8 protein-coding genes are annotated in these 11,714 nt (G+C 37.6%); 3 read left to right on the top strand and 5 right to left on the bottom strand.

The features are described from left to right. Window positions 1-200 precede the first annotated feature (200 nt). The 5 genes from AHMF7605_RS03455 to AHMF7605_RS03430 form a co-directional block, all read right to left on the bottom strand. Window positions 201-1,364 carry a hypothetical protein gene (locus tag AHMF7605_RS03455; protein WP_106926476.1) on the bottom strand — a complete coding sequence of 388 codons (1,164 nt, stop codon included), beginning with the start codon at window positions 1,362-1,364 and terminating at the stop codon, window positions 201-203. Then, the gene (locus AHMF7605_RS03450) at window positions 1,346-2,857 is read right to left on the bottom strand and encodes a hypothetical protein (protein ID WP_106926474.1); all 1,512 of its coding nucleotides are present in this window, start codon (window positions 2,855-2,857) and stop codon (window positions 1,346-1,348) included. Before AHMF7605_RS03450 ends, AHMF7605_RS03455 begins: the two co-directional genes overlap by 19 nt. A gap of 74 nt (window positions 2,858-2,931) precedes the next feature. Continuing rightward, window positions 2,932-3,429 carry a hypothetical protein gene (locus AHMF7605_RS03445; RefSeq protein ID WP_106926472.1) on the bottom strand — a complete coding sequence of 166 codons (498 nt, stop codon included), beginning with the start codon at window positions 3,427-3,429 and terminating at the stop codon, window positions 2,932-2,934. Between the two features lie 509 nt (window positions 3,430-3,938). Next, on the bottom strand, window positions 3,939-4,451 hold the full coding sequence (locus AHMF7605_RS03435) for a DUF5675 family protein (RefSeq protein ID WP_106926467.1): 513 nt from the start codon (window positions 4,449-4,451) through the stop codon (window positions 3,939-3,941). A gap of 1,279 nt (window positions 4,452-5,730) precedes the next feature. After that, window positions 5,731-7,044: a leucine-rich repeat domain-containing protein gene (locus AHMF7605_RS03430; RefSeq protein ID WP_106926465.1), complete on the bottom strand. Its 1,314-nt coding sequence runs from the start codon at window positions 7,042-7,044 to the stop codon at window positions 5,731-5,733. A gap of 1,584 nt (window positions 7,045-8,628) precedes the next feature. Here AHMF7605_RS03430 and AHMF7605_RS03410 point away from each other — a divergent pair. The 3 genes from AHMF7605_RS03410 to AHMF7605_RS03400 are packed head-to-tail and all read left to right on the top strand — an operon-like array spanning window position 8,629 to window position 11,596. After that, window positions 8,629-9,096 (top strand): (2Fe-2S)-binding protein, encoded by a 468-nt coding sequence (locus tag AHMF7605_RS03410; RefSeq protein ID WP_106926457.1) that lies wholly within the window; start codon window positions 8,629-8,631, stop codon window positions 9,094-9,096. A 14-nt stretch (window positions 9,097-9,110) separates the two neighbouring features. Further along, the gene (locus AHMF7605_RS03405; RefSeq protein ID WP_106926455.1) at window positions 9,111-11,366 is read left to right on the top strand and encodes a xanthine dehydrogenase family protein molybdopterin-binding subunit; all 2,256 of its coding nucleotides are present in this window, start codon (window positions 9,111-9,113) and stop codon (window positions 11,364-11,366) included. Between the two features lie 35 nt (window positions 11,367-11,401). After that, the gene (locus AHMF7605_RS03400; protein WP_106926454.1) at window positions 11,402-11,596 is read left to right on the top strand and encodes a hypothetical protein; all 195 of its coding nucleotides are present in this window, start codon (window positions 11,402-11,404) and stop codon (window positions 11,594-11,596) included. Window positions 11,597-11,714 lie beyond the last annotated feature (118 nt).

The following is an 11,714-nucleotide window of genomic DNA, read 5'->3' as shown; positions in this document are numbered from 1 at the left end:
TAAAGAAGATAATCCCTATATTCTATTTTTAAAATATGTCTACATTAATTATTGGGTAAGGTTGAGAACAAATATTTCAATTCGTTCGGAGTAATTCTAGTTTGTGGATCTATATCAAGTAGGTTATTAGTAAACGACATATCAATAATTTTACTAATAAGTTTTTCTTTTACGCGTAATAGATTATAAAAATTATCAGATTATACTAACTGATTATTAAGTATAAATGGTGGGTCAGGAACTGGCAAGTTAAGCACGCCAGAGTTAGCTGTTCTTATATAAAGTACTAAATGTTCAGGTTGAACTCCACGGGTAAACCGTATATTTACACCAGGATAACCTCCCCAATTAAACATTAAATTTAAATTCTCTAAAGCGCTAATAGCTGATTGTGCTGCATAGAATTTTGAGGAATAGTCGTCAATTGAATCAATTCTTTGCAATTCATTAAAAGGCTTAATTCTTATTAAATCATTATAAATAAGATAATTAGCAAAATTTTTTGCAAAAATTTTATTATTTTTAAGTACCATTATTGCTAATCTAAGTTTTTCATTATCGGTACCGGTTAATGCATTATAGGTATTTGCCATCATTAAAGTGCCTGCCATCATTGACTGCTGTAAAAGTGCTTCATTGACATACACAAGTAAACGTTGTAGCCGTGCGGTTACATCTCTCCTGCGTCTATCTATATCGTTGTTTGATTGATTAAGATAGCTCGTTAGGGTCATTGGCATAAAATCAACTCCAGTACTCAGAACGAAAAGTTGACTGAATTGAGTAAAAAAATTCCCAACTTGTTCTAACAAAAGAGTATTATAATAATCTTGAAATACACCTGCATTAAATATAGCTCTATTAGGTGCGCTATCAATAGCTCTTCTCCCATCATTTATTCTTTTCGGGGGTGCTAATAAAGCATTAAACGCTCTATTGTTGCTTTGATAATATCTAAGAAAAAGATCCCGTGTGGGATTAAACTCATTTACTTCGATTCTGCGAGCAAAATCAGCACCAGCCAAGCCAAGATTACTTAAACTACTAAATTTTAAAGCAAAATTACCAGATAGTCTTGTTACACCTGGAACATCTCTATTTGTTAAGTTATTTAGATAGGTAAGACATTGCTTGCAATTGAGTTGACTAGCAGTATAAGCACTTGAGTAAGTAGAAAAAGACGGATTATTTAAATTATCAAAATTTTGTTGCATATTGGCACAATCAGAAAGAGGAGCATTTACCTGAGTTGTAGTTAATCCAAGTAAGGTGTTCAATTTCCAATCTAGAATATTGATTTGTTCTGCAATACCGGCTAATTGTCCTGAGACAATCTGAAAGCCCTTCATTGTATCTTTATACATGAGCTGCACTGCACCATTAAGTAATTCAGTTTTTCGTCTATCCTATTCAATTTTTGGTCAATCCTATCAAGTCTACCAGTTATTTGGTCAAATTGGCCTTCCATGTATCCCATCATTTGGTCCATCATTTGCAACTCCGGGCTTCTAGGTGGGGGGCCACCGCCAAACAATCCTTGTAAACCCTGCATTACATTTATTATACCCATTGGTTGCATGCTAAACAACAGACCTACGCCAGTGCCAATATTTACTGCGGATACTGCGTATTGTACAAAGGATGCCACCTTTTTGAAGGTAGGATTATTGGGAAAAGCTGTGTTTAGAAATCTTGCTGCATCGGCCCCGGCACTTATTGTTTGTGAGAGAGTAGGGGCATTAAGACTTGAAAGTTGATTAATAAATTGTTCTCTATTTACAGGATCAAATACTTTTTCTAATTGTTTCCTTATTTTATCGGCTTGTAGAACTGCTTGCTCAGCAGTTTTTGCAAGTTGCAAACCTTTGTTTACGTATAAATTAATAACTTCTAGCCGAACTGAATTTTGGGCCACTCTTCGTTCCTGTTGGGTAAAATCAGTTGGAGTTATTTCAGGATTACTAATCCTACTATTAAAATCTTGTATTTGTGTATTAGTAGTTTTCCATTCCTGCTCAATGGCATTTATTGTAACTTGGGCCCTTGATTCGTTTGCAACTAGTATAGTAATATCTGAAGCTAATTGTTTAAAAGAAGCTTGAGCACTATCCCTAGCGATATTGGTTACTTGATTAAATACATTTCTAAATTCTGGTTCTGTTAAAACTAATCCGGCTACAGGAACTGCTAATCTGGATCTGGCTTTATCAGCTAAAAAATCAAAGACTGGTCCCGCAAAAGCTTCCGCTGTGTTATCCGGATATGGTACAGTATTGTGCAGATTCCGCAGATTCTGGCGTATATCAATAATACTAGCAGAAGCAGCCACGTTTCTTGCTTGAAGGTATGAAACCGCATAGGTAGTTAACCTATCAACTGATGGTTGTACAATGGGCGTATCCCTTAGGGCATCTATTACTTGTTTTTCGGCGTATTTTTGTGCTCCCGCCTGAATAGCTGGAATAATAAATGCTGCTACCTCTTCACTTGAGCTGTTTCCGGTATAATAGGAGAGCCCATCTAAGGCATAAGTTGCCAGATAATATTTATTTGTTTGTAGCAAAACTTCATTATTTAAAGCTGCCCGGCTCCTTTGTAAAGTTGCATTGTAATAATTAATGTATTGTGTCTTTTTAAGGGAATCTCCTAGATTAAATCGGTTATAAAAAGCATCCTGACCAGCTTGTACTACTCGTGTGTAATCCTGCCTGGCAACTATATAAAGTTCAGCATTAATAAGTTTTAGTGTTTCGCCAGAAACATTTTTTATATTAAAGGTCTCGTAATTCCTTACTAATCCATTTTGGCCCAACGTTGTTTGAACAGTAAAAACCAATAAGAATAACATTTTCTTCATTTGATTCAGAAATTAGAAATTTTTATAATCAATCTTAATATGACTTTCTCAGTATTTTGAAGAGTTAATTAGAACTAATTTATTTTTATATAAAGGTAAAGGGCAATATTACGCGGGCGAGTTTCATAATCACCTGTAGGTTCGGTTTTATTTCTTATTACATTTGTTATATATTTAGGGGTTGTATTGTGATGGATTGTCCCCTCAAATGCTTTTGAATCCTCAGTTCCATAAGTACCATGAACATGAGCAATAACCTTATCCTTTTGATAAGAGCCTACAGCTCTATTAACTCTTGCATCAGACCTTATATCTTCTCCATTGTCATCAGTTCTGCCTGCCTGCATAGCTCTAATAAATATTCCTCGGGCATCTGGAAGGCTATCCAGTCCTGTTTCTGCAGCTAGTCTCGAACCTCTAATACTTCGTCTTTCCATCAATACCCATCCAGGATTAAGTCGAGTAAAACTTTCTGGATTAAGGATAGAATATTGAACTGATCCCACTGTGAATTGGGCATTAACATTTAAATGAAATATAAATATTAACAATGTTGTATACAAAATTTTCATAAGTGTTTACGTTTATTTTGATAAAATCTTTAAAGATTATAAGATTAAAAATTGTTCATTTTAGTAATTTATTTAGAAATAAGAATTGACTAACATACTTTTTAGGAGTTACAAATTTTGTTCGATCAGGTAGAACTATGTCAGGAAATATACTGGCAACGTCAATAAAAAAACTTATACAATCTTGTCGTGTCAGTTCATATTTCTTCTTTTTCCATTCTTCTATTTTGAGTTTAGCTTTAATATAATCTGCAAAACTGATTTTCTTAAAAACATAATTGTCAATTTTTGTTCTAGAGTCATTTATACTACTGTGAACAATTAGTAACACTAAGTAATAGAGGGTAACTATCAACTCTAACCTTATGGTTTATTATTATTCATTTACATCATTAAGTAACAAACTTTATTAAGCAAGCGAGAATTAATTATTGAGGGATACAATAATTGATACAGGGTATATTTTTAGATAATTACTTTTCATATTGACTATTTTGTAATGTTGTTATTTATGAAATATCCCTAATCGTAATTTCTGTTTTTTCCATTGTTCCAAATACGGTAAAGAGACTTTTTAACTCAGCCATGGCCTCGTTACTTCGTAATACTTTGCACTGGCTAGCACCTGCTTCCTTCCCTGGAAGCAAGCAACCAATCGTATCTTTTGGAAAATTACCTATGTGGATTTGAACATTTTTGCGGTCTGGTACATTATCCAACTCAAGCCGCCAGCCAAGAGCCCCATCAGTCCTTACTTTTACAGGATAGGTACCTGCAGGAATGGAACTCACAAAAGGCACATTGTCTCTTGGAGGCAGTTCTAAAACATAACAAATAACTTTCGGTTTGTCCTCTGTAGTTAATTGGGTAAGTAAATACCCACGCATGCAAGTATCCGTCTTTTCTTTTCTATCTAAAAATAAACGTAGAGTTGAACTTTGTACCAGAAACTTAAATTTATTACTAACTAAACCTAAGGTGGTAATACATAAGCCATTAATTAGCATTTTGCGTCTATTCATAAATTTTGAATTAAAGCCTTATCAATTAATTTAGAAAATCTCTCTCTTGAGCAGATGCATCTAATAACCAACATTATAAAGTGCCTTCTAATTTTGCCCATTTAACTAAGCAACTTAGATGAGTGCATTTGTATCATTTCGAAAAAGAGATATAAATGCTTATGTAATATTTTATCAGCAGCATATTTTTACTCTGTTGTTTGTCTTACTGACCTATCTTAATTCAAAAACTTAAGTATGTCCTGTTATTATTGTAGAAAATACATGGTGCCGGAAAAAAACGATTTCGTATTATTCATTTTCCTTGAAGTAGAGAAATACTCGCCCAAGCAGATTAATTCAATAGACAAAACGTATTGGAGTAGGTTACTACTAGTATTATGCAGGTGATGAAATTTGATAATTTTGAGCTGATATAACGAAGTCCCGCCTACAGTGCTTCATTAAATTTTTGCTCATTGATTGTTAGTGTTAGCCTTACCTTAAAGCCGAATGCTGTTACTTTACCAGCCAAATTACTAACAAGAAGATTAAATTACGGTATGATTACACTTAGCAAAACTAATAATTTAGCTGAAGTCTGAGGTAAAACCAACTTATTACCTTACTAAACATGCTCTACTCTTTCGCTTAAAGTTTTCTATTTAAAGAATGTTGTTAAGTTGTAAATTATATGCCATCATTCCTATAATAATTTTATTTATGTAAACGCTGTCAGTAATCTATAAATAATAATGAGTATAATAAGGCTTATAGATAAGTTAAACAAACTTATCAAGGATATGTATTATACTGATATAGGTTGAATAAATCATTTCAAAAAAGAATATAAAAATTAAAATATAAAAAATTATAAGTATTAGGTCTTTTTTATCGTACATCTATATTTTAAAGCCATTTCCTGAATAAGATTACCTGTTTGATTCCTGAGTTAAGCTGCAAGTGATTAAAATTTAATTCATCAAGCCAATTATTACCAGTAATTCTGCCATTTCCATAAAGTAGTGGGAATTAAATTGTATTTTGGCTTTGACAAGTTAATATAGAAATGTTACTTTGGTTTGTGTGTTGTCGGCAAAGGCATAACTTGAAGTAACTATTTAAAGTTATTAGAAGGAGAGAATAGATAATCTATAAATGATTTATTGATAGAGCTTTTAAACACTTACTAAACAATATTGCCAAAATTACTCTCCTAAAAATCTAGAATTTACAAATACAGTATGGGGTTTTCTTAGGTGGTCGTAGAGTACTTCGCTAATATAGTTTTTATGAATTCTTAATTAAGACGAGGACGCCGGAAATTTATTATGCCCCCTTCGTCGGAGATATAATTATTGCTTTTGTTCAACTCTTCAAGATTAGAAAGTCGAATGATATATTTAGAACTTATACCTGTTATATTATTTTTACTAATATCTAAATAAGTAAGAGCCGAAAGCTTACTAATATATTTCATGCCTTTATCGCCAATACGATTATAGTGTATATCTAATGTAGTAAGAGCCAAAAGACGGGCAATATATTTTGCTCCTTTCTTTTTAATTTCATTATTGCTTATATTTAATGAGGTAAGAACCGAAAGACGGGCAATATATTTTGATCCTTTCCTTTTAATTCCATTATAGCCTATATTTAATGAGGTAAGAGCAGGCAGCTTGCTAATATATTTTGCCCCTTTCACTTCGATTTGATTAAAGGAAATATCTAAGTAGTTAAGAGCCTTAAGGCTGCTGATATATTGGGCACCCAAATATCCGATATTATTACCCATAATATTCAGGGAAGAAAGTGAGGAAAGATAACTAATATGTCCAGCTCCTAAATCACTTACTTTATTATTTGTGATATCCAAAGATTTTAGGGCAGAAAGCTTGCTGATATATTCAGCTCCGATATCACCTACTTTATTTTTATTAATATTCAAAAGTTTTAATACAGAAAGCCTGCTGATATGTGCCGCCCCTTTTTGTCCTATGGAATTGTACTCTAGATTTAAAGAATTTAGGTTAGCGAGTTTGCTGATGTGTTCCGCCCCTTTTTCATCAATTTCGTTAAACCTGGCTTCTAAAGAAGTAAGACCAGAAAGGCTGCTAATAGTTTCAGCGCCTCCCTCTCCAATTTCATTGTGATTTATTTTTAAAGATTTAAGAGAAGAGAGGGACCCTAAATGTTTGGTGCCATTATCACCGATCTCATTCCCGCTTATATCTAAAAAAGTAAGAGCGGGAAGCTTGCTGATGTGTTTTGCCCCGTTCTCTCCAGTTTTGTTGTAGCCTATATTCAAATATGTAAGAGCAGGAAGCTTACTAATATATGCCGCCCCATTTTCACCCATATAGTTTCCGGCCACATTTAAATAAGTAAGAGAAGTTAGTCGGCTAATATGCTCGGCGGCCTTATCTGCCAAGTCCGTATATTCAAACTCAGGTTCTCGGTAGTCCCCGAGATGTGGACTGTAATAATATGGATTACTATATCCTGTAAATTTTAGACCAATTTTGTTATTACTAATATCCAAATAAGTGAGGGAAGTAAGTCTGCCGATATTTTCAGCTACTGTTGCACTTATCCCGCTTTCACTACTGCCCACCCAGCTATACTAAGTTTGCTAAGTTTTTTAAGTTCCAGAAGGCTAAGTAAATTGGAATCGTTATTGGCAAAGTTATTTAGACACTGGCTATTTTCCGTGCGTTCTTTTACAGAAAAGTACTTTAAATAGGATTCAGACCCATTAAGGTTATTAGTACTATTTATTCTTTTTTCATCCAGGTACCAATAAGGCCCTAAGCTTAAATGTTCTAATGTATCTTTAAGCTTAATAATTTCTTCGGGTACGTAAGTAAGATTACAATTTCCCAAATTTAGAAAAGTAGACTTATTTTTATAAGCCTCTTCAATTAATTCCAGTGCCAGGTTGTTCATAACTCTATGCCTTTAATATTTAAATGTAAGAACTTAATCATCGTTTTTCATTTATATAAATGATTAACTTCTAGCACAATAAAATTTTACTATTAAATAATACTTCTTTCCCATTTGAAGATACCAGGGCTAATAATATCTATTAGTATTTTTAAAACGCCAATTTGTCAAAAATTATCCTTAAGTCAGGTACTCCGCTTTTTATATCTGAATGCCATGCAATTTAAAATCGCCTTCAATCAGTACGTTGCAGTCCAACATAAGCTGACTCTGGTTTACTTTGTCAATCGGGTGGCGGAGAATAAAAATTTTGACACAGCTGCTGTAACCGATACTTACAAGTGTCATTCAGTACGGCATAAAGGAACGATTATTACCAAGTTGCCGATCCTCCTTCTTTAGGCAGATTTCTAGTTGATTTCACTTTAACTCTAATATCTTTTCTCTTTAATTTACCAGAATGAATTTTTACAAGAAAATAGAGAATACAGGGAAAAGATCAAAGTAAGTCAGGGAAAATGTCCTTAAGAAAATATTTGTTGAAAAGTCTCTCAAAGAGGATTGTAGTACAGGATAGTTCGTAAAATAGTTAGTATATATTTAATAGCTTGTTGGCCTTTTACCATACAGACAAACAAGGTGGCAGCTCCACACTCTTTTAGCTCCATTTCACCCATTTGATTAACCTGTATAAATAAATAGGCTTGTACCAGGAATCTCATAGACATAAGAAAGTTTTTATCGCTACTATCGCTAGCCATGGTGGCACTCTTCATTCCCCAGTACGTTTTTCATCAGTTAGCAAGCCGGAAGAGTTGGTAGAAACTGAAATTACCATGGAAATATTCGCGGGATATGAAGTGAAGGGGTAACTATTTCCAAAGGAATACCTGATGAAGGTAGCCTTTCGGGCGACTAATCTGGCCAGGAGCTTGCCATGTGGCGATCAAATGAAAAGTTGTAAAGTCAATTTTTAAAATGACTTTTCATTGTCCAAATAATACCGGAGTTGTAATAATTGAATGCATTATACTCGCTAACTGTATCGAATTTGAGTATATTGCCTTTATATCGACTTAGTTAAAAAAGAACAAATTTACTGCCGCATCATAAGACTACTTACCAATAATTCTCTAAATCAGGAATTTTGGTAGGCAATCCTGTAATCTGTATAAGCAGCAACCGGAAAATTATTCTGTCCTTTACCGATAAAGTTCATTTACGCAAGAACAAATTTAGCTGATACACTATCATGGCCCTATTCAATTTAAAAATCAACGGAAAAACGCAGCAGGTGGATGTTGATCCGGCCACTCCCTTATTATGGGTGCTGCGGGACCACCTGAACCTGGTCGGAACTAAGTACGGCTGCGGCATTGCCCAGTGCGGCGCCTGCACCATTCACCTCGGCGAGATAGCGATGCGCTCTTGCCAAATCCCGGTATCGGCGGTCGGCGAACAGGCCATCACTACTATTGAAGGATTATCGGAGAAAGGCGACCACCCGGTACAGCAAGCCTGGCTGGAGCACGATGTGGCGCAGTGCGGCTACTGCCAGGCCGGACAAATCATGAACGCATCTGCCTTGTTAAAAAGCAACCCTAACCCGAACGATGCAGAAATTGAATCCGCCATGAACGGAAACATTTGCCGCTGTGCCACTTATCTGCGTATTAAAGCGGCCATCAAAACTGCCGCTAAATCAGTTGCTAAATCCTAATTACTGAACCTGCTATGGAAACCGTAAAAAACACAATAAACCGGCGAGATTTCTTAAAGGTTTCGGCTCTGGCCGGAGGCGGTATGCTGCTCAGCTTTAGCTGGCTGGCCGGATGCAAATCCACCACCGAAGAGGTGTCGAACCTGCCGAAAGAATGGTTTGAGCTCAACAGCTACATTAAAATTGGCGACAACGGTTTGGTAACGCTGATGGCTCCTAACCCGGAATTTGGCTCTAATGTAAAGACGTCCCTGCCCATGATGCTGGCAGAAGAGTTGGATATTGACTGGAAAAACGTTACCGTAGAGCAGGCTGATTTCTTTCCGGAACGGTTTGATCGGCAGTTTACCGGGGGCAGCCTGGCCATGCAAATGGCCTGGAAACCTTTGCGCACCGCCGGCGCCACTGCCCGGCACATGCTCATTCAAGCTGCTGCGAAAGCCTGGAAGGTACCAGCCGGTGAAATTACCACGAAAGATGGTGTACTACATCACAAAACGAGTGGTAAAGAAGCGGGCTATGGCGAAATGGCTTCCCAAGCAGCCGCGCTTTCGGTACCTAAAGAAGTTCCTTTAAAAAAAATAGGTGATTTTAAAATTATTGGTAACTCCAAGCGGAATGTAGAAGGATTAAATATTATAACCGGCAAGCCTTTGTTCACCCTGGATTACAAACAAGAAGGAATGCTGATTGCCATGATGGCGCATCCGCCGGCCTTTGGCTTGAAAGTAAAATCGGTGGAGGATAGCGCCGCCAGAAAAATGCCCGGCATTAAGGATGTATTTACGATTAAAACCCTGGCGGACGATTACGAAAGAAACGGTTTCGATACGACTAGTTTCACGGAACTGGTGGTAGTGGTGGGCAATAGTACCTGGGAAGTGATGAACGCCAAAAAGGCCTTAAAAGTTGAATGGGAAAAAATAACCGACTCCACGATTGAAGTAGCGGGTTGGGGCGGTAAACAAACCGTCAAGATTCCGGCGGGTCTGGAGAGCACCGAACAGCACCAAGCGAAAATGGCAGAAATGGCTAAAAAACCCGGCAAAGTGCTCCGCAAAGATGGTGATCCGGAGAAAATTTTTAAAACCGCTAAAAAAGTTATAGAACGGACTTATACGGCGCCGTTTTTGGCGCACAATGCCATGGAACCGGTTAACTGTTTTGCCCATATAACTAAAGATTCTGCCGAGATCGTTGCTCCTATTCAGGCACCCGAATTAATAACGCAAACCCTTTCCACCCGTTTGGGCCTGCCTAAAGAAAAGATTCACCTTAAATTGGCCAGAATGGGCGGCGGCTTTGGGCAAAGGGCTTACGGGCACCATTTGGTGGAGGCAGCGGTAATTTCGCAAAAACTACAGGCTCCCGTAAAGCTGGTGTACACCCGGGAAGACGATATGACTTATGGCATCTATCGCCCTACCTACACCATTACTTACAAAGCCGGGCTGGATGAAAAAAACAACCTAATTGCTTACCAAGTTAAGGCGGGTGGTATTCCGGAAAGCCCGCTGGGTTTTGCCCAAAACCGCTTTCCGGCCGGAGCCGTGGATAATTACTTGGCCGAGGAATGGATGCTGGACTCTAACATCACCATCGGCGCGTTTCGGGCACCCCGGTCCAATTTCCTGGGGGGCGTGGAGCAATCTTTCCTGGATGAAGTAGCCGAACTGGCGGGCAAAGACCCAATCGAGTTTCGTCTGGAATTGTTAGAGCGGGCCAAAAACAAGCCCGTGGGAAAAGAAAACGATTATGACGCGGAACGATACGCCGGCGTATTGAAATTAGTAAGAGACAAGTCCAACTGGAAACAAGCGAAGAAAGATGTTCACCGGGGCATTGCCGCTTACTTTTGTCATAATACCTACGTGGCCCAGGTGATTGATCTAACCATGCAGGATAACAAACCCATTGTAGAAAAAGTATATGCGGCCGTTGACTGCGGGGTGGTAGTAAACCCGGACGCCGCTACCAACATGGGCGAAGGCGGCATTATTGACGGAATCGGAAATGCTTTATATGGCGAAATGACCTTTCAGGAGGGAGTACCCCAGAAAAATAATTTTCATACCTATCGCCTGATCCGGCACAGCGAAGCGCCAAAAGCAATTGAAGTTCATTTTGTGAAAAGTGAGGCCGATCCGACCGGCCTGGGTGAACCCTTGTTCCCCCCTATTTTTGGAGCTTTGGCGAATGCCTTGTACAAGGCCACCGGCCAGCGGGAATATACCCAACCCTTCTTACAGGGCAAACAACCACTCGTATAAGGGCGATAAATTTCAAAGAGAAAAACATACCTAATATGAAAAAGATTTTATTCGCCCTTACTATTGCCAGTGTTTTTACGGCCTGCGGAAAAAGTTCTTCGAATGCAGACAGCACAACTAAAGTCGATAGTACCACGCCGCCTGCCTCCTCCGATTCGGCTAATCCGGTAGGTGTAATGATGAGTGATACCTCTACTAGTGTAAGTGACAGTTTAAATCACCAGAAATAGCCAGCAAAGGGCAGTCACCGCCGTAAATATTTCGATTTTACATAAACGGACCTAATACAAAAAAATTACCTGTTGGCAAGCGTGCGAACAGGTAATTTTTGGCGCAAAAAACAGCTCC

This window comes from Adhaeribacter arboris (assembly GCF_003023845.1).
GTDB lineage: Bacteria > Bacteroidota > Bacteroidia > Cytophagales > Hymenobacteraceae > Adhaeribacter > Adhaeribacter arboris.
Note: the sequence above shows the minus strand (reverse complement) of the source record. Positions and strands in the feature narration are given on the sequence as shown.

What these genes read in the sequence shown, in the direction of transcription:
- AHMF7605_RS03455 (WP_106926476.1), bottom strand. Translation starts at nt 1,364, where the DNA reads ATGTATAAAGATACAATGAAGGGCTTTCAGATTGTCTCAGGACAATTA.
- AHMF7605_RS03450 (WP_106926474.1), bottom strand. Translation starts at nt 2,857, where the DNA reads ATGAAGAAAATGTTATTCTTATTGGTTTTTACTGTTCAAACAACGTTG.
- AHMF7605_RS03445 (WP_106926472.1), bottom strand. Translation starts at nt 3,429, where the DNA reads ATGAAAATTTTGTATACAACATTGTTAATATTTATATTTCATTTAAAT.
- AHMF7605_RS03435 (WP_106926467.1), bottom strand. Translation starts at nt 4,451, where the DNA reads ATGAATAGACGCAAAATGCTAATTAATGGCTTATGTATTACCACCTTA.
- AHMF7605_RS03410 (WP_106926457.1), top strand. Translation starts at nt 8,629, where the DNA reads ATGGCCCTATTCAATTTAAAAATCAACGGAAAAACGCAGCAGGTGGAT.
- AHMF7605_RS03405 (WP_106926455.1), top strand. Translation starts at nt 9,111, where the DNA reads ATGGAAACCGTAAAAAACACAATAAACCGGCGAGATTTCTTAAAGGTT.
- AHMF7605_RS03400 (WP_106926454.1), top strand. Translation starts at nt 11,402, where the DNA reads ATGAAAAAGATTTTATTCGCCCTTACTATTGCCAGTGTTTTTACGGCC.